The following is a 19054-nucleotide window of genomic DNA, read 5'->3' as shown; positions in this document are numbered from 1 at the left end:
TCACCCTCTGGCTATCCTCTCGTATTCCTCCGCATATTCCTTTGCAGAATGCGCCCAAGAATAGTCGCCTGCCATTCCATTTTGCTTGATCTTCTCCCAATGTTCCGGTTTTGAATACAGTGATAAAGCCCGCTCCAATGCACCGGAAAACGATTCCTCCTGTGAAAAGTCGCTAAGAAAGCCCGTGCCGCTATGGCTATTTTCATCATATTCTTCGATAGTATCCTTCAAGCCGCCAGTTTTGTTGGCTACGGGAACAGTACCATAGCGCATTGAAATTAACTGGCTTAATCCACAAGGTTCAAAATGTGAAGGCATCAAAAAGATGTCAGCTCCCGCATACATTAGGTGGGCAAGTGCTTCATCAAAACCGATATAAATCCCTACTTTTTCAGGGTAATCTTCTGCTAACTGCCGGAAAAATCGTTCATTTTTTTCTTCGCCGGTTCCCAACAACATAAATTGCACATCGAATTTCTCAATTACTTCCGGTAAGGTTTCCATTAAAACATCAATGCCTTTTTGCTTGGAGAGTCTTGACACCATGGTCAACAAAGGAATATCCCCACGTACCGGCAACTCGAACTTTTTCTGAAGCGCCCGTTTGTTTGCCGCTTTTTCTTCCATACTGGTGTGGTCATATTCTTTTTCAATCATTAAGTCAGTCGCCGGATTGTAAGCAAGTGTATCGATGCCGTTTATTATGCCGATAAATTTCGCTTCTAGTTCCTGAAGCAAAGGGTGCAATTTTTCCCCATACTTTTCTGTAAGGACTTCATCCCGATAAGTAGGGCTGACAGTAGTTATGCAGTCAGCATATAACAAACCGGCCTTCATCATATTGAACTTGCCATTCCATTCAACTATGCCTTCGTCAAAATAACGTTCGTCCATCTCGTAATTTGAAAGAAAAACCTCTTTAGAATAAGGCCCTTGATAAAATAGATTATGGATTGTCAGCATTGTTTTGATGTTCTCATTGAATTCTCGGAACTGTTCATCTTCCCTTACCAAGAATGGCATCATTGCTGCATGCCAATCATGGACATGCAATATATCCGCTTTAAAATCCAAAACTTGCATTACTGCCAAGGCTGCCCGGTTAAAAAAAGCGTAGCGTTCGGCGTCATCGGTATGCCCATAAACACGTTCCCGCTTAAAATAATTATCATGTTCCAGAAAAATAAACCGTACACCATTTTGTACATATTCAAAAATTCCACATTTTTTCTTGTCATATTTAAACGGAATTTCAATTTCTTTAACGAACGAGAATTCCTCTTCGTATTTCTCTGGAATTAAGTTGTATTTTGGGAGTATGACCATTACTTCATGGCCCAGCTCCACCAATTCTTTTGGCAATGCCCCCATTACATCACCAAGCCCTCCCACTTTTACAAAAGGGGCACACTCGGCTGCTGCCATGACAATTCTCATCCAACTTCCTCCTTCAACACTCGTTCCCCTTTGCGCAAGACAATTGGATTTTCTTTTGTCCCATGCAAGACTACTCCTGCTTCAATGTAGACGTCTTTATCGGCAATTACATAGGATAAATCGCAGCCTTCTCCAATGAAGCATTTTTGCATGATAATGCAGCGATCCAACTTCGCATTCTTTTTGACTATAACTGCCCTTCCAAGAATGCTTTCTGTTACTGTTCCTTCGATGGTCCCGCCATTAGCTAGCATTGCCCGTCTCACTAACGAACCTTTCAAATACCGGGCTGGTGGTTCATCTTTTACTTTTGTATAAATAGGACAGTCATGGATAAACAACTCGTTCCATTGATCGACATTTAACAAAGCCATTGATTCACTAAAATAACTTTGAATTGAGTCGATGACGGCTACATAACCCTCGTATTCAAAACGGCCATACGTATAAGGTTTCTTTTTCAAATTGACAAGGTCCTCTACACTGATAATTCGTTTTTCTTTGTAGACATCTATCAACTCCATCAAAAGATCTTTGGACATGATGTAGCTTTTCAATGAAATGTCTCCGCTGACAGCTTCAGTAATGTCCATTCCCGACTCGACATGAGCATGCAGCATCTTATGATATTTGATTTGGGAAACCGTATAGCAGTTTGTAATGACAACGTACGGCCGTCTGCTCTTCGTTATAAAAGCTTTATGTTCTTCCAACGCCGCAAAAGTGCCAACACTCAAGTGTCCCCCATTCAGCTGCGTAGGAGGCAGAAGAAATAACCCATCTTTTCTGTGGTCCAAATCCCAACTTTTCCCCATTCCAACATGATCCAAAAGTGAACCGAACGGATTAGTGGGGAAAATGCCGACTGAGTTGATGCCGGAATTGACCACATTGGATAATGTGAAATCAATCAGCCGGTATCGTCCTGCAAAAGGGACAGTGGCTGTCGAACGGTACATCGTTAAATCTTCCAATCCAGGCATTCTAACCGCTGCATCAACGATTGCCATCAAACGCATGTTCACCACTTCCTTTCCATTTCTCGATAATCTCATCTGTTAATAAAATGATCTCGCCTTCTTGGTTTTGTATTTCAAAGTTATCTGGAACGTTGAAAGATGGAGGAACGATTGCTCTCGACAATTTTGCACCGGTTCCTACAACTACATCGCTCATGATGACGCAATCATGAATAACCGCCCCTTCTTTCACATAAACATCTTGGAAAACTACTGATTTAGCTACTTCCCCTTCAATAACACAGCCTTCGTTGACAAAAGACTCTTGAACATAGCCCGTTTCTGTAACTACTTGCGGCGGCAACTGAGGGTTCGAAGAGAAGATGCGCCAGGCCGGATCATGCAAGTTCAATCCTGACTCCGGGTTCAACAAGTCCATATTGGCTTGCCATAAGCTTTCTACTGTCCCCACATCTTTCCAGTATCCCTTATAAGGGTAAGCAACTAATTTTTCTCCTTTGCCAAGCATCAACGGGATGATATCATGGCCAAAGTCATGGGAAGAATCTTCATTTTCATTGTCCAATACCAAATAATCTTTCAACTTCTGCCAATTGAATATATAAACGCCCATCGAAGCCAGATTGCTTTTTGCATCTTTCGGCTTTTCGACGAATTCGATTACTTCCATGTTTTCATCAGTGTTCATGATGCCAAATCGATGGGTCTCTTCCCATGGCACTTCGATGACCGAGATGGTGGCATCAGCTTGCTGCTCTTTATGAAAATCGAGCATCATGCCGTAATCCATTTTATAAATGTGATCGCCAGATAAAATGATGACGTATTCGGGATCATGTTCCATCAAATAATTGATGTTTTGATAAATAGCGTTGGCTGTTCCGTCGTACCATCGGATGCCGCCCATCGCAGCGTAAGGCGTCAACATTGTTACGCCGCCATTGCGCCGGTCCAAATCCCAAGGTGTTCCAAGTCCGATGTAATTGTGCAGTACATGGGGCTGGTATTGGGTCAGAACACCGACAGTATGGATTTCTGAATTCATGCAGTTTGATAAGGGGAAATCGATGATCCGGTATTTCCCGCCAAATGGAATGGCAGGTTTGGCAATGTTATACGTCAGTGATTTAAGCCGGCTTCCTTGTCCTCCTGCTAAAAGCATAGCCACGATTTCGGTCTTCATTCAACTTCACTCCTATCCCAATTTTTCTTCCAAATGCTCATGGTGAAGGCGGGCAGATTTATTTCAATTGATTGGCTTTGGTTATTGAAGGGAGCTTCCCTAGCAAGGACCAGAACAGGTTGCTGTTCACTATTCCCTCCGTAATGAGCAAAATCTGTCGAAAATATCTGTTGGTAAACGCCTTTTGATGGAACCCCAACCTGGAAATCCGGGTAATGCTTGTCTGAAAAATTGCAGATGATGATGCACTCATTTTCCGGCGAGCGCCCTCTGCGGACAAACGAAGCCACGCTTTGCTTGCTGTTGTCTGCATCAAGCCACTGGAAGCCCTCCCGTTTATCGTCCAGCTCGAACAAGGCTTTTTCCCCTTTATAGAAAGTTAATAATTCTTTTGTAAATAACGCCATTTGCCGATGGGCTTTAAAATCATACAAGTGCCAGTCTAATTGAGGCTGGAACTTCCATTCGTCAAAATGGCCAAACTCCTGTCCCATAAACAGCAACTTCTTTCCTGGATGCGCAACCCAAAACCCAAGAAGCAGACGCAGTTGATGAAATTTCTCTTCATAAGTGCCAGGAAGTTTGTTAAGCAAAGATCCTTGGCCATGTACAAATTCATCGTGTGAAAAAGTCGAGATAAAACGTTCTTCGTAATGATAAAAAATCGAGAAATTTATATTGCCATGAACACGGGAGCGCTCTGCAGGCGGCGTTTTCATATATTCCTGGACATCATTCATCCAGCCAAAATTCCATTTGTAATGGAATCCCACTCCGCCTTCTTCAATGTCCCCGGTTACTTTCGGATAATGCCAGGCGTCTTCTGCAATAAGCACCGCTTCCGGGTGATGGTGCCTTAGTGAAGCTGTCAACGTCCGAAGGAATGCCACCCCGTCCTTGTTATGAGTTCGATCTGGATCATTTGGAACAAACAGCAAATTAACCAAGGCGTCCATCCGAAAACCGTCAAACTTAAATTCATCCAGCCAGTAATGGCTGCTTGATAAGAGAAAGCTGACTACCTCCCCCTTGCGCACATCAAAGTTCAACGTCCCCCAATCCGGATTCATCCTGCGCTCCGGCCTCGATTCCTCGTATAGCGGCGTGCCATTAAATAAAGCCAATGCATGAAGATCTACGCAGAAGTGGCCAGGTACCCAATCAAGAAAAATGCCAATTTCATTTTCTTTACATTTTTGTACAAAATATTTTAAATCGTCCCCGGAACCATACCTGCTTGTAGGCGAAAAATAGCCGGTAGTTTGGTACCCCCACGATTCGTCCAAAGGGTGTTCTGTAATGGGCATGACCTCAATATGGGTAAAGCCTTGCTTCTTCACATATGGAATTACTTCTTCAGCTAATTCCCGGTATGTTAAAAATCGGCCGCTCTTTGTTCGCTTCCATGTGCCGATATGCAATTCATAAATTGCCATCGGCTCTTCATAATGTTGTGGGTTTGGCGCTCTCTTATTGGCAAGAACCGAATCTGGCCAAACGTATATGGATTCCGGTTGCACAATTGAACGGCTTTGCGGCCTTTTTTCACTTGCGCGAGCAAAAGGATCGACTTTGCGAAGCTTTTCTTTTTGCAGCGTTTCGATTTCATATTCATACCGATAGCCCATCGTCATTCTCGGCACGGATATTTGCCAAACAGTCGAATCGAGCGGATGGGTAGCCATTGGAAATCTTTCTTCTATATCATCTTTGATATTGGTGCAAATTACTGTGACTGTTGTTACATCTGGTGCCCAAACAGTAAAAGTTGTTTCGTCGCCTTTGATATGCGAACCAAAATACCGGTAAGCATCTATCATTCGACCTTCATGGAAGTCCAATAATTTTTCTTGCGTCAAAGAGTTTGTGTGGCTAATCAATTTAACACCTCCAAAAGGACTGCCGCTCCTCGTCATTTCTTACTAAGTATTCTACAAACAGCTTAGAAATCCCTTGAAAAAATGCAAAATAGTCAGAAAATAATTAATAAAATTGATTGTTTCCATTAAATATGGAGGCTGTTCGAAATGTTTACACATATTCCCCCTGTAAAGCACTTGTTTGAAAGCAGCATTTCTACTACGCTTATGGAGAACAAAACTAGTTACAGAAAGCGAGGACGAGGAACCTTGAAAAAAAACGTCTGGCTTTTTTCACTGTTGCTTCTTTCCCTCATCCTCACAGGATGCGGACAATCGATAAAAGATCCATTAAACTGGGAAGTCGAAGATTTCACATTTACAAATCAGGAAAATGAACAAGTGGGCCTAGCCGATCTACAAGGCGAAGTATGGCTGGCTGACTTTGTATTTACAAATTGCACGACGGTTTGCTTGCCGATGATGGCAAACATGACCGACCTTCAGGCGCAGTTGAAACAAGAAGGGCTTAATGTGAAAATTGTTTCTTTTACAGCTGATCCGGCTTTTGATACTCCTGAAGTGTTAAAGTCCTATGCAGAAAATTACGGCGCGGATTTATCAAGCTGGCATTTGCTTACCGGCTATTCTTCGGAAACGATCGACCAGTTTGCCATGGAAAATTTTAGGACGATTGCGCGAAAACCCGAAGATCAAGATCAGGCCATGCACGGCACTTCATTTTTTCTTGTCGACAAAAATGGAGTGGTGATGAAATACTATGACGGCCTTAAACCGCCAGTCGACGACATCATTTCGGACATCAAAATCTTGGTGGAGGAGTAAGTATGGGCAAAAACAAGAAATGGCTATGGATAGCGGCCGTGATGGCAGCCGTTCTTCTTGTGCTCTTTTTCATGCCGCGTGATAACCGGCCATCCCCCCAAACACGAGTTATTTTGGAACACTCACACCGGACCTACATTGCCTATTCCTGCTTTGAAGAATCGAACGCGACAAACTTCCTTGAAGAATCCACGCTGCAAGAAGCCCGTGATTTGAATTATCCAGCTGAATCCACGTGCACGGAAAATGCTTTTCAGAGCAATCGCGATAGTTTTTTTGTGAGCTTAATGAAAGAACTTGGCATTATGGAAAAAAGCTCAAAAGATTGGTGATAACTGAAAGCAGACAAAGGGTTGCCCTTTGTCTGCTTTTTGTCTAAGTTTCCTTCATTTCTCTGTTGATATGACTAATGCTCCTTAAAGAATTTCTACTGGTTTCTTACTTTTAGGTAAAGTTAGGCTGATTGGGAACTATCGATTATAATAAAGGCTAGGATGCAGCTGCGCTGCTTTCCAAGCATGAATGGATGACTTGATTTTCCGGACAGCGGGAACGAGGAAACTCCGCTGATGAAAGTTTCATTTTATCGCCGCTTAGCGACTATGGACGCTCACTTTGCTGCGATGCATATAAAACAGGCGCTTATCAACGTATAGGAGGAAACAAAGTGGGATTAACGAGAGACTTCTTTATTTCATTGTCAAAAAATCAACTATTGAATAGTAGCGCTAAGAAATGGGGATTAAAACTGGGGGCCAGTAAAGTTGTCGCCGGGACGGATATCGATAGCATGATGAAATCAGTCAAAGAACTGAACAGCAACGGCATTAGTGCCACTATTGATAACCTCGGGGAATTCGTTTACAGCAGAGAAGAAGCACTCCATGCGAAAACAAATATTCTAGAAACACTAGAAGCAATCCAAGCTCATGCTGTTAACGCACATATGTCGATTAAACTCACTCAAGTGGGCTTAGACGTCGATTATAAATTTTGTCTTGAAAACATGAAAGAAATTGTTGCTCTTGCTGCCAGCTACGATATTTTTATCAACATCGACATGGAAGACTATGGTCATCTGCAGCAGACGTTCGATTTGCTTGATGAATTGCTGCAGGAATACGACAACGTTGGAACGGTCATCCAGTCGTACCTGTACCGTTCAGAGAAAGATTTGGAAAGCTTGCAGGATGTCCGGCTTCGACTTGTCAAAGGCGCCTACAAAGAAAACGAAGAAGTTTCCTTGCAAGGCAAACAGGAAATCGACGAGAATTACATGAAATTAATCAAAAGCCGTCTTCTTGGCAAAGCATTCACTTCCATTGCCACACATGATCACAACATCATTGATGAAGTGAAAAAGTTCGCCCGGCAAAATAACATCCCGTTCAGCCGCTTTGAGTTCCAAATGCTTTACGGCTTCCGCACGGAGATGCAGAAAGAGCTGGCAAAAGAAGGTTATAACTTCACCACATATGTTCCGTTCGGCCAAGACTGGTATGGCTATTTTATGAGACGCTTAGCTGAGCGTCCACAAAACATTAATCTAGTATTAAAAAGCATGGTTTCAAAATAAAAACTGCCTCTCCCACTCGTTTTAAAATGGGAGAAGCAGTTTTTTAGTTAATCCAACACACGTACTTGAATCGGCTCTAGCTCTTGCTGAAGCCGGGCCCGGTTCTGTTCATATTGTTGCGGAAGCATCAATTTTTCGCCTAGTGCTTCCTGCGGTTCATCAATTGCAAAGCCTGGTGAGTCCGTTGCAATCTCAAACAAAATGTCGCCGTACTCTCTAAAGTAGATGGCATTGAAATAATTACGGTCCTGCACCGGCGTAACCCCAAGGCCGAAGTTTTCAATATGCCGCTTCCAATCCAATTGGTCTTCGTTGTCTTTTGCCCGCCATGCAATATGATGGACTGTTCCAACACCTAGTTTCCCTGCTTTGCTGCGGGCCTTTTTTAAATCAATGATATTGCCGATCTCGCTTGTTGAACGGAAACGAATCAAATCGCTTTCTTCTCCAACCCGTTCTAATCCCATTCCCGTTTCCAATAGTTCGGCAGTTTTCTCGGCGTTCGAAGAATACAGCGTCGCACCGCCAAACCCTTTAATGGCTTTGTCCGGACCGATTACGCCGAAGCTCCACGTGCTGTCTCTTCCGTCTTGTCTGGCTACGATTTCCAAATGCAGACCATGCGGATCATCAAAGCTCAAATACTGCTCACCGAACCGTTCGCTTTTCGTTGCCGGAATATCAAAGCCTGCTAAACGGTTTTCCCAAAAATCCAAAGCGCCGGGCGGAACAACATAAGTTGTCACGCCTACTTGACCATCGCCAATCCGCCCTTTATAGGCGTCTCCCCACGGGAAGAAGGTGATGATCGTTCCCGGCTCTGCTTCTTCATTGCCAAAATACAGATGGTAAGTGCCTGGATCGTCAAAGTTGACGGTTTGCTTTACGAGACGCAATCCCAGGACACCTGCATAGAAATCTACATTTTCCTGAGGATTTCCGACAACTGCCGTAATGTGATGAATGCCCATTGATTTTTTTGTCATATATGATCTCTCCTTCAATTCCTGTTCGATTGTTGCAATAATATTTAGTATAACACGATTTATCTCGAATTCAAGACAATGCCATACGGCGCATTTGACTGCCTATTTGGCAGATTGGCATTTGCTTGTCTGGCCACATGGTCAGTTTCCTTTCTGCCGCTGTTCGATTACCTCTTTCTTTTCCTGCTCTTCTTGTTCTTTCAACTCTTCTTTTTCTTGCTCTTTTTGCTGCTCGATCTTCTCATTTTCCTGCACACTTGTGTTTTCTTTTTCCTGCTCTCTTATTTCTTCTATTCTTTCCATTTCTTCTTCATACTGTTTTTCCACATCAGTCGTCGATGGGATGAACGGTTCTTGGTTATAGTCTATCCGCTTTCCGTAGCGAAGCAATTCGTAAATAATCAGTCCATTATTTGGCCTGCCATTAAATGTTTTCATTGGCACAATATCAAATAATACATAGTAGAGTGCATAAAAGACAAACCGATCCCAAAACTTTACAGATTCCTGAATCGTTCCATTGGCTAAAAGGGCATTAAGCGTTAAAGCCAGCGCCAAGTTCATGAAAATAGGCCCTGCATAGATGCATATATATGCGAAATTATTTTTCCATTTAAGCGCATCATAGGAAAACCAGCTGTAAAGGTGATAATATTTTCGTATATCAACTATTCCAAATTTAATAATCCGTGGACCTGTTCCAATGGTAAGCCTCGGATTTTTCACCCCAAATATTCCACTGACAATTAAATATCCTGTCTCTCTCAAAAATACAACCGCAGGTAAAATGATGAAAGCTGAAATGACTAATGAAAGTAAGTCTGATACACCAAACATCTAATCCCCTCTTCTATGTGTGCAAAATAAACACATGATTTACCGCTATACCCGAATTTCAAATAATAATTCACTTTTTAGTAAATTTCTCTTTTGTAAAAGCTATATCGATACTAAAGTCCCTATCTTTTTACCATAAGTCCCGGATAAGATGGGATTACTATTCTTTAAAGAAACTACTGGGTTAGAGGAAGTGTCGCATGAGAAGAAATTATTTAAGCTTTCATAAGCGCAGAAAAATAAGAGTCTTTCTTTGCATGATGTTCGTTTTGTTCACCATCGTATCAACAGAGCAAATCGCGACTTCTGTAAATGTTGCCGCTTCCGATCAAATTACCGGTTCTGCGGTCTTCAGTGCAACACCCAATATCAATACCATAAAAAAAGAAGTTCATGTCTTGAAAGATTTGATATATGGGGAAACGAAAAATAGTTTTTTGGATATTTACCGTCCGGCTCATCAAAGGGAACCTCTTCCAGTTATTTTATGGATTCACGGCGGCGGCTATGTCGGCGGATCAAAAGACAGCCGGCAAAATTACGGCATGGCGCTTGCAAATGCCGGTTATGTTGTGGTTAACATCGATTACGCTCTAGCGCCCGATCAATTGTATCCAGGACCGATTCTTCAAGCGAATGCTGCACTCGAATTCATGATGCTCCATGCTAGCAAGTATGGCGGCGATATGAGCCGCTTGTTTATCGGCGGCGATTCCGCTGGGGCTCAGATAGCCAGCCAAATGGCCGCGGTGATTTCCAACAAACCGTTGGCCAATGCGATGAATATCCAACCAGCAGTCCAGATTGGCCAGCTTAGAGGCGCTTTGTTGATGTGCGGTTTATACAATATGGATACGGTCAGGGCAACCGGCTTTCCCAATATTGATTTGTTCTTGAATACATATACAGGATCCCATCGCTTCGAATCTTTCCCTCGAATCGGTGAAATGTCGACAGTCAAACAAATCACACCAGATTTTCCGCCAGTATTTGTTTCAGTAGGAGATGGCGATCCGTTTGCTTCGCAGTCCGAGGAATTGGTGCAAGCGTTAAGACTGCAGGGAGTCGCAGTAGAGAGCGTATTTTTCAAAGGGAGCGGCAAAGAGCTGAAACACGAATATCAATACGCACTGGATACAATCGATGCTCAGGAAACTTTAAAAAAGACAGTAAGTTTCTTGTCGGCGAAAAGCGATTGATACCTAAAAAAAGAGCCTTCAGCAGAAGGCTCTTTTATATGGATTAATGGTTGATTGCACTTTTTTGCACCGGCATACGAACTTGCTGCTTTCTTTTAGAAGGAAGCATGTTGAAGACAATATTCAAAACGATTGCCGTGACGCTTCCGGCTACGATTCCATTGCTTGTTAAAATCTGAATGCTTGAAGGCAGTTGCGCAAACAATTCTGGCACTACTGTAACTCCAAGGCCAAGACCGACAGAACAAGCGATGATCATAGAGTTTTCTTGTGACTCGGAAATGATTTTGCTGAGCATTTTAATGCCTTGTGCGATGACCATGCCGAACATGGCAATCATTGCTCCGCCAAGCACCGCAGTCGGAATGATCGTTGTTGCTGCCGCCACTTTAGGCAAGAAGCCCAGCGTGATCAACATCAATCCGGTGATCAAAATGATTTTTCTCGATTTCACACCCGACATCTGGATAAGGCCAACGTTTTGAGAAAAAGTCGTGTATGGGAACGAATTGAAAATTCCGCCCAGGACAATAGCCAGACCTTCTGCCCGGTAACCTTTTGACAGATCTTTTTCAGTCAATTTCTTTTCAGTAATATCACTCAATGCAAAGTAAGTGCCTGTTGATTCGACTAGCGATACCATGGCTACTAAACACATTGTTAGAATTGCTGACAATTCAAAAGTCGGCGCTCCGAAATAGAACGGCTCGACCATATGGAAGTAAGAAGCGTCTTTGATCGCTGTAAAATCAACCACCCCCATAATTGTTGCCGCAACTGTTCCTGCAATCAAGCCAAGCAAAATGGAGATGGCTCTCATGAAACCAGTCGCGAAACGGTAAACCAAAATGATGAACAGCAAAGTTCCAAAAGACAATGCAATATTTGTCATTGAACCAAAGTCACTTGCTCCTTGGCCGCCGCCCATATTATTGATCGCTACAGGAATCAATGTAATTCCGATGATCATTACTACAGACCCTGTAACAACAGGCGGGAAGAAACGAACAAGCCTGCCGAAGAACCCGCTGATCAGAACAACGAACAAACCTGAAGCTAAAATAGAACCATAAATTGCGGATATTCCATATTCAGCTCCAATGGCAATCATAGGGGCAACTGCCGTGAATGTACAACCTAGAACTACTGGCAGGCCGATACCGAAAAATCGGTTGTTAACGATTTGCAGAATGGTCGCTACACCGCAAAGCAAGATGTCGATGGCGACTAGGTAAGTTAATTGTTCGGGTGTAAGGCCAAGGGCTTCTCCTACGATCAATGGCACTAATACTGCTCCTGCATACATGGCAAGAAGATGCTGGAAACCTAAAGCTGCTGCTCCTAAAGAGTTCTTCATACGGTTGGAACCTCCTGGTGAAATTCTACTTTGCCATTGGCCATCGATGAGATAATTGCAAGCGACTCCACACGGATTCCGCGCTCACGGATCATACTGCCGCCTGTTTGGAAGCCTTTTTCAATTACGATGCCGGCGCCTGCAAGTGCCGCGTCCGCTTGTTCCACAATGTCGACAAGGCCAAGAACAGCCTGTCCGTTAGCAAGAAAATCATCGATGATCAACACCACATCGTCGCTTTTAATAAAATCTTTGGAGACAGAAATTTCGTTTGTTTCATTTTTTGTAAAAGAATGTACACTGGCTGTATACAATTGGTCGATCAATGTCAGGGATTTCCGTTTGCGCGCAAATACAACGGGGACGCCAAGTTTCAGCCCAAGCATTACAGCTGGAGCGATTCCTGATGACTCGATTGTCAGAATTTTCGTTATGGCTTCTTTACCAAAGCGGCCCGCAAATTCATCTCCAATCTCTTGCATTAACAATGGATCGATTTGATGATTTAAAAAAGAATCAACCTTCAATACTGATTCGGACAGCACTTTGCCGTCCGTTAAAATTTTTTCCTGTAGTTGCTTCATGCAGCTGGTCCCCTTTCGTCACGCCCGAAGGCATAAAAAATAGCCCTCAGAACGTGCATCCATTCATACCATGAGCGGAGCAGTGTCCTTCGAGCTTGATGCCGAAAGGAAACGAAAAGAAATATGCCGGTTTACACAGGCATAGTCCTATCATTTCAATGCTTCTCATAGTCGGTTTGTTAACGGCAAACCGGTAGAAACTTGCGGGCCATATCCCCGCTATTATATGAGTGAATCTATTAGAATGGTCTTATTATAGCACGTGAAAAAACCGTTTCAAGGTTTACATAATTAAAATATAATTCAATAAATTCTGAAATCTATAAGGGTTTTATAGCAGCATAATTTTTCACAAGTGGGCATTCAAATCGAATAACTGCACTTTTATTTGGTCCCTTTCCCAAAATATACACTGTTGATTTTCATTTAACTGGCTTTCCCTTAATTTATAGTTTGCTGAAATAAGTTGATTTACTATGGGTTTAACCTTATATTTAGAGAGTCGAAATAAAAAGAAAATACTTAGTGAAACGAGTGGGATTTTATGCCGGGCTGGCTCCGCGACTGGAAGTTGAAAATCACGTCATTCAACCGGAATATCAAATTGTTTATGTTAGCCAATGTACTCATCCAGATCGGCTTGGGTGTATTTATGGTGATGTACAATTTATACATAAAGGAATTGGGAATGCCTGAAACAGTGAACGGTCAAGTAATTTCAATGACCGCTTTAGCATCAGCGATTGCGCTCATCCCTGCAGGTTTTTTAAGCGATAAATTCGGTAGGAAGTGGATTATTATAGGCGGAGTTGCCCTAGGTGCCGCCACTCTCTTTTACCGGAGTTTTGCGGTGGTCGAAACACCGCTTGTCTATGCAGCCTTCTTCACCGGCCTTTTTATGGCGTTCGTCCAAGTGTCTGGCGTTCCCTTCCTGGCAGAAAATTCAACTTCTGCTGAACGGGTGCACTTATTCAGCATTTATTTTGCGTTGATGACTATAGCTAACGTTATCGGCAGTCTGCTTGGCGGTGTCATTTCAGATGCGTTCCAAATTTTCCTTTCTATGGCCGCAGTTGAAGCCATCCGCTGGTCACTGCTTTTCGGTGCCGCTCTTTTTGCTCTGGGGCTCCTTCCGCTCTTACGGTTACATAGCGGAATTGCTGCAAAAAAAGATAAAACCGAAGCTCATATCGACATCAATCCTGCTGATATAGATTTCAAGAAGAACCTGATTATCATCTTCCATTTTTCATTTGCCAGTCTTTTAGTAGGCATAGGTTCCGGATTGGTGGTTCCTTATCTGAATTTATACTTTTCCAACCGCTTCGAAGCATCCAACGCTTACATCGGATTGATTTTGTCGCTCGGTTCCGCTATGACTGCCGTAGCGATGCTGATTGGTCCGGTGCTTGTAAGAAAAACCGGCAAAGTAAAGGCCTTGATTCTTTTTCAGGTTCTTTCCATTCCGTTTCTGCTTTTAACTGCCTATACATCTTCTCTTTTGCTTGCTTCTGTCGGTTTTCTGTTCCGTCAGGCATTGATGAATGCGGCTAATCCCATCCAAAGCGCTGTCGCTATGGAATTGGTCCATGATAAATACAAAGGATTGTCGAACTCGGTCAATCAAATGGTCTTCAATGTCGGTTGGGCAACAATGGGTCCGGTTGCAGCCGGCCTTGTTATTTTGTATGGCTCCTACTGGGGATACGCATACGCTTTCACCATTACAGCCTGCCTGTATATCATTTCTTCGGCCTATTACTTTTTCATTTTCAGCAAGAGAAAGTTAGCGGACGAATAAAAAAGCGGCTCACCAATATTCCGGTGAGCCGCTTTTTGACGGTTATTTTTTCTTAGCTGTCAGGCGGCCAAGCGCATAGGCGCCTGCAAAAAGGCCAATTGCCGTGTTAGTACGTTTGTTGAACACTTGTTTTATAACTAGGTTCAAGTTTTGCGGACGTTCTGCTAGCCGGCGCATGAAATAGCCGTACCAATCGTCGCCAAATGGCACATATGTGCAGAACTTATAGCCGCGTTTTGCCAAATCCACTTGCATGTCTTTACGGAAACCGTAAAGCATTTGGAACTCGAATTTCTCGCGTGAGATGTTGTGCTCTTCTACAAAATCAATCACGTGGTTAATGATATTGTGGTCGTGGGTTGCAATTGAAGTGAACTTCCCGTTCAGCAAATGATATTCAATCAACTGGACGAAGTTCGCATCAATTTCTTCACGTGTTTGGTAAGCATATTCAACCGGCTCTTTATAAGCTCCTTTTACAATACGCAAACGCAAATCTTTATGTTTTTCAATATCTTCTTGTGCACGATAGAAATAAGATTGAATTACTGTTCCAACGTTGCTGTACTCTTCCAAAAGGGTTTCCAGCAGATCATATGAAGGCTGAACATGGCCATAATCTTCCATATCAAGGTTAATGTGCATGTCATACTTGCTTGCAGCAGCCACAATTTCCTTCAAATTCTCATAGCAAAAATCATAATCAATATCTAAACCGATTTGTGTAGGTTTTAGTGAGATGTGAGCGTCTACCCCGTTCTCATGGATGGCCTCAATTACTTCTAAAATGCTGTCTTTCGCTTTTAAAGCTTCTTCTCTTTCAAAAACAAATTCACCAAGGTTATCGACTGTGCAACTGATGCCTAGTGCATTTAATTCCCGTATGCTTTTAATCGTCTCTTCAACATTTGTTCCTGCCACAACATTTTGGGCTCCAAGCTTTAAGCCGTATTTTTTTGCCGCAGCTGTCAACATTTGATTTGTAGACAATCCGATAAAAATCTCTTTTAACATGTTTTTCCCTCCTGATACAATTCACCAAAAAGCTGCTCGCAAAAGACAAACAGTAAACTTGAGTCCATCTTTCTTGATACACGCAAGCTTAATTGTAGCCTTTTCCAAAGAAAATAGCACTGCTTTTATTTATCAAAACCAAAAAAATAATGGGCATTTTTTAGCGTCTTAGCGCCATTTGCAAGCAAAAACCTGTATTTCCCAAGGTTTATTGGCATTAACCTAAATGCAATATATCAGTTAACTTTTTTTTAGTAATAAAAAAAATACCGTAAAAGCTGCAAAGCTTTTGCGGTATTTCGCAGTTAGGCCATTCTCTTATAAAAAGATAGAAAATTTTCGACTACTTGATCCAAAAACCCTCTGGTTCCAGAATCAACCATTTCGTTTTGCTCGTTCAATTTTTGATGGACTGAACCGATGTATACTTCATTGTTTGGAAGCAGCCACGGCGAGAGTGATGGGTTCGACAAAATTTCCCTTAAGTGAATTTGGGCACGAACACTGCCGAGCACTCCCATGGAAGACCCGACGATAAATGCTGGTTTCTCCCGCAACACAAAACCGCCGCGCGACAGCCAGTCAATGGCATTTTTCAAGGATCCGGGTATCGAAAAATTATATTCCGCTACTGCAAATAAAACCGCATCAGCTTGTTTGATCTTGTTTCTAAAATCAATCACTTCTTGTGGCGCATTTTCCTCTGTATCAGGGTTGTACATCGGAAGGTCGTTGATCAGAATAGGCTCAATATCCATTTGGTCCGCGTAGCGTGATTTCATGTATTCCACCAGCTTCAAGTTATTCGAGTCCTTCCTTACACTACCTATAATAGCTGCCACTTTAATCGCCATTTTGCACTCTCCTTTGTACGGTTTTAATCGCCGTATAAATTGTTGTTACCGTATTGATACCCGGACTGTAAAAATATTAACTTTTTGTTGGCAAGGAAAGTAAGGCTACACTGCTGTCCTTATCAGCCTCACAGTTCATTTAAAAAAACTGCCATGCGCGTTTAGGCATGCCAGTTCTTATTTATTCACTTAATTGTTAATGTACTTTTCAAAAACATCTCCGAAATCTTTTACGTGGTATTGATTGCGGACGGAACTTAACCAGGTAAAGCCAAAATCGGTCAGCTTGGAGTACTGGACATCCAGTTCAACGTTCGATGGACGGGAGTTTTGCAGCACTGTCACCGCTTTGTCCAAGCTTTGGCTTGCCATATCGATCATAATGGCATTTTCGTAAGTCATCTCAGCAATGCGCAACAACGTTTTGTACAAATCCTTCAATTTCTCAATCTGGTTTTTTTGAACATCGATCTTGAAAGCTGCAGCACCTAAACGGAAGCCAATTTCTACGTCCAAATCGATTTTCCCTGCTGTTTCAAGAATCACTTCTGAAATAGCATACTGTGAATATGGATAGCGGCGCAATGTCCGTTTGGAGGACAAAGCGCTGTCACCGTCAACATGGATCAATGCCAAATTCGTAAAACAATATTCATCTGCACGGGTTTTGATCAAAAAGTAAATTTTTTCGCCGTCCTCATTCATCACATAATCATCAGCGTCTGTTTTATCGTAATCCTGCGGATCAATGATTTTTCCTATATCCGATAATCCTAAAGCATCTGAAGCCATTTTCTTAAACATCTATCCAACCTCTTTTCTGCCTGGAAAAATACTTTTCCTTAATACGACTAGTTTAACAAAGAACTGAAAAAGCTTCAGCCCAAAAATAAAAAATGAGGGCTATGCCCTCCTAAACTGTAAACAAAGTTTATAATTGATGAAAAGGAAAGCATCAAACCAACCGGACCGGCCACTTCCTCCATTCAAGTTCCGGGATTCAGCAAAGGTAGGCGCAAGATGCCCTGTCGTGCCTTCTTGCTTCAGGCACCGGAGTGGAAGGCGGCGAAGGGCAAAGATGTGCTCCTGCATCGCTTCGCTAGCTTCGTCGCAAAGACATGGCCTCACTGCTATCGGCCAACGTCTTTCCTGCGGGACAGCGAAGCGCCGAAATCCACTCGGGCTTGCCCGAGTTAGTTTGGCGCGAGCCCGCGGAAAGCGTCCCCCTGGAGCGGAGGTGCCGATAAGGCTCTAATCAAATGTGTGTATTTATTCCTTTAAACAATAACTATTCTTTTGTCTACAAGCTCAGAAGGCAATGCCCTCCTAATTTATTGTGCATTCAGTTTAACGATAGAGTAGTTCAAGCCTAAAGCAAAAGCTACCCAGCCAATGTAAGGGACCATGAGCGCTCCGGCGATTTTATCATGTTTATTGAACTCATATGCTGTAAAAGTCACCGCAGCAAGCAAAAAGGCCATTTCAACCAGTGCGGTGCCGCGGAGTCCCCATTTGAAAAACAAGAAGGACCATAGAAAGTTTAAGCCCAGCTGTACATCATAGGATATGTTCGTTTTAACACGGTTATCATGAAGCTGCGCTTTTTCATCTGCCCGGTATTTCGCGATTCCCACCATTGCATACAACGTAGTCCAAACTGTCGGAAAAACCCACGGCGGCGGAGAGAATGAGGGCTTCTTGAGTTTAGCGTATTTTTCTTGCGAATCACGGTTAGCAAGGGCTCCAACAATTGACCCACCGACAACAGGAACCAAAACATTGATCGCCAATTTTTTCACATTAACCTGCCCATTCACTTTCAAAAGTTCCACTTTCCCACTCCTCTTTGCGCTTACATTTTTGTATTACTCTTTCCTCTCCTCCCAAAAGTAAACATGCTTTATTTTTTTAAAAAGAAAAGGAATTTTCCATAGAGTACCGAACTTTTACTTTACTGACTGGAAAGAGGTGTTAGAATGAACGTTCATATACAGCCTGTTACCCGAAAGAATTGGGAACAAGCCATGGCGCTTCAGGTCAAAGAGGACCAGCGCAGCTTTACTCCGGCTGTTGCGGTATCCCTTGCGAAAATCGCCATTAAACCAGATGGCGACCACGTTACTTATTTGCCTTTTGCCATTTATGAAAACGAGCAAATGATCGGTTTTATCATGCACGCATATGAGCAAGGAACAAGCGATATGTACTGGATCAACGGCTTTCTGATCGATGAGAAACATCAAGGAAAAGGATATGGCAAAGCTGCTCTAGAAAAGATGATGCGCTGGATTACAGACCGCTTCACGGAATGCCGGGAAATCAGATTGACCGTCCATAAAGACAATAATGCCGCCCGTACCCTTTATCTGCGTTCCGGTTTCCGTCCAACTGGCGAAGTTTTCGGCGAAGACGAGGAAGTAATGGCTTTTCCGGTTAAATAAAAAGGAGTTTAGAAAATGTGGATGCCGTTCAATTACTAATTGTTAAAATAAAAACACTAATTTGGTTGTTGGAGAACAAACAGCACCTCTTTTCGAGGTG

The 19054-nt window shown here is 42.8% G+C and carries 18 protein-coding genes and 1 riboswitch; of the genes, 6 read left to right on the top strand and 12 right to left on the bottom strand.

Annotated elements, in window-relative coordinates; all coding sequences use genetic code 11:
• Genes glgA through glgB form a run of 4 tightly spaced genes read right to left on the bottom strand, consistent with a single transcriptional unit; the run spans position 1 to position 5480 of the window.
• Positions 1–1437, bottom strand: a complete 1437-nt coding sequence (glgA, locus tag B0H99_RS08185; RefSeq protein WP_106533158.1) for a glycogen synthase GlgA — start codon at positions 1435–1437, stop codon at positions 1–3.
• A complete protein-coding gene (locus B0H99_RS08180; protein WP_106533157.1) occupies positions 1434–2456 on the bottom strand; it encodes a GlgC family sugar phosphate nucleotidyltransferase in 1023 nt (340 codons plus the stop codon). Before B0H99_RS08180 ends, glgA begins: the two co-directional genes overlap by 4 nt.
• Positions 2434–3600, bottom strand: coding sequence for a glucose-1-phosphate adenylyltransferase (locus tag B0H99_RS08175; RefSeq protein WP_106533156.1), 1167 nt, complete (start codon positions 3598–3600; stop codon positions 2434–2436). Before B0H99_RS08175 ends, B0H99_RS08180 begins: the two co-directional genes overlap by 23 nt.
• On the bottom strand, positions 3597–5480 hold the full coding sequence (glgB, locus tag B0H99_RS08170; protein ID WP_245894460.1) for a 1,4-alpha-glucan branching protein GlgB: 1884 nt from the start codon (positions 5478–5480) through the stop codon (positions 3597–3599). The genes B0H99_RS08175 and glgB overlap by 4 nt, the downstream gene beginning before the upstream one ends.
• 147 nt (positions 5481–5627) lie before the next feature.
• Between glgB and B0H99_RS08165 the strand changes: the two genes are divergently transcribed.
• The 3 genes from B0H99_RS08165 (at position 5628) to B0H99_RS08155 (ending at position 7881) form a co-directional block, all read left to right on the top strand.
• The gene (locus B0H99_RS08165; RefSeq protein ID WP_425440382.1) at positions 5628–6305 is read left to right on the top strand and encodes an SCO family protein; all 678 of its coding nucleotides are present in this window, start codon (positions 5628–5630) and stop codon (positions 6303–6305) included.
• A 2-nt stretch (positions 6306–6307) separates the two neighbouring features.
• Positions 6308–6637 carry a hypothetical protein gene (locus tag B0H99_RS08160; protein ID WP_106533154.1) on the top strand — a complete coding sequence of 110 codons (330 nt, stop codon included), beginning with the start codon at positions 6308–6310 and terminating at the stop codon, positions 6635–6637.
• Between the two features lie 335 nt (positions 6638–6972).
• Positions 6973–7881 carry a proline dehydrogenase family protein gene (locus B0H99_RS08155; RefSeq protein ID WP_106533153.1) on the top strand — a complete coding sequence of 303 codons (909 nt, stop codon included), beginning with the start codon at positions 6973–6975 and terminating at the stop codon, positions 7879–7881.
• Positions 7882–7928: 47 nt separating this feature from the next.
• Here the strand turns inward: B0H99_RS08155 and B0H99_RS08150 are convergent, their stop codons facing one another.
• Positions 7929–8867 (bottom strand): ring-cleaving dioxygenase, encoded by a 939-nt coding sequence (locus B0H99_RS08150; RefSeq protein WP_106533152.1) that lies wholly within the window; start codon positions 8865–8867, stop codon positions 7929–7931.
• Between the two features lie 141 nt (positions 8868–9008).
• A complete protein-coding gene (locus B0H99_RS08145) occupies positions 9009–9704 on the bottom strand; it encodes a hypothetical protein (protein ID WP_106533151.1) in 696 nt (231 codons plus the stop codon).
• A 257-nt stretch (positions 9705–9961) separates the two neighbouring features.
• On the opposite strand from B0H99_RS08145, the gene B0H99_RS08140 reads away from it, so the two are divergent.
• Positions 9962–10903 carry an alpha/beta hydrolase gene (locus B0H99_RS08140; RefSeq protein ID WP_106533150.1) on the top strand — a complete coding sequence of 314 codons (942 nt, stop codon included), beginning with the start codon at positions 9962–9964 and terminating at the stop codon, positions 10901–10903.
• A 43-nt stretch (positions 10904–10946) separates the two neighbouring features.
• Here the strand turns inward: B0H99_RS08140 and B0H99_RS08135 are convergent, their stop codons facing one another.
• Entirely contained in the window at positions 10947–12260 is a 1314-nt protein-coding gene (locus tag B0H99_RS08135; protein ID WP_106533149.1) for a nucleobase:cation symporter-2 family protein, read from the bottom strand.
• Positions 12257–12844, bottom strand: a complete 588-nt coding sequence (locus B0H99_RS08130; RefSeq protein WP_106533148.1) for a xanthine phosphoribosyltransferase — start codon at positions 12842–12844, stop codon at positions 12257–12259. Before B0H99_RS08130 ends, B0H99_RS08135 begins: the two co-directional genes overlap by 4 nt.
• A gap of 148 nt (positions 12845–12992) precedes the next feature.
• Positions 12993–13094, bottom strand: a riboswitch (purine riboswitch).
• A 294-nt stretch (positions 13095–13388) separates the two neighbouring features.
• Here B0H99_RS08130 and B0H99_RS08125 point away from each other — a divergent pair.
• Complete coding sequence (locus B0H99_RS08125) at positions 13389–14645, top strand: MFS transporter (RefSeq protein ID WP_106533147.1); 1257 nt, start codon at positions 13389–13391, stop codon at positions 14643–14645.
• A gap of 42 nt (positions 14646–14687) precedes the next feature.
• On the opposite strand, the gene B0H99_RS08120 is transcribed toward B0H99_RS08125, so the two are convergent.
• From B0H99_RS08120 to B0H99_RS08105, 4 genes are all read right to left on the bottom strand, one after another.
• Positions 14688–15659 (bottom strand): proline dehydrogenase family protein, encoded by a 972-nt coding sequence (locus B0H99_RS08120; protein ID WP_106533146.1) that lies wholly within the window; start codon positions 15657–15659, stop codon positions 14688–14690.
• A gap of 305 nt (positions 15660–15964) precedes the next feature.
• The gene (locus B0H99_RS08115; RefSeq protein ID WP_181313619.1) at positions 15965–16513 is read right to left on the bottom strand and encodes an NADPH-dependent FMN reductase; all 549 of its coding nucleotides are present in this window, start codon (positions 16511–16513) and stop codon (positions 15965–15967) included.
• Between the two features lie 189 nt (positions 16514–16702).
• Positions 16703–17317, bottom strand: coding sequence for a PH domain-containing protein (locus tag B0H99_RS08110; RefSeq protein ID WP_106533145.1), 615 nt, complete (start codon positions 17315–17317; stop codon positions 16703–16705).
• A 527-nt stretch (positions 17318–17844) separates the two neighbouring features.
• Positions 17845–18345, bottom strand: a complete 501-nt coding sequence (locus tag B0H99_RS08105) for a TspO/MBR family protein (protein WP_106533144.1) — start codon at positions 18343–18345, stop codon at positions 17845–17847.
• Positions 18346–18489: 144 nt separating this feature from the next.
• Here B0H99_RS08105 and B0H99_RS08100 point away from each other — a divergent pair, with 144 nt between their 5' ends.
• A complete protein-coding gene (locus tag B0H99_RS08100; protein ID WP_106533143.1) occupies positions 18490–18954 on the top strand; it encodes a GNAT family N-acetyltransferase in 465 nt (154 codons plus the stop codon).
• The last annotated feature ends 100 nt before the right edge of the window (positions 18955–19054 follow it).

The organism is Planomicrobium soli (assembly GCF_003014655.1).
Lineage (GTDB): Bacteria > Bacillota > Bacilli > Bacillales_A > Planococcaceae > Planococcus > Planococcus soli_B.
The sequence above is the reverse complement of the archived record's forward strand: the minus strand, read 5'-3'. Positions and strand labels throughout refer to the sequence as shown.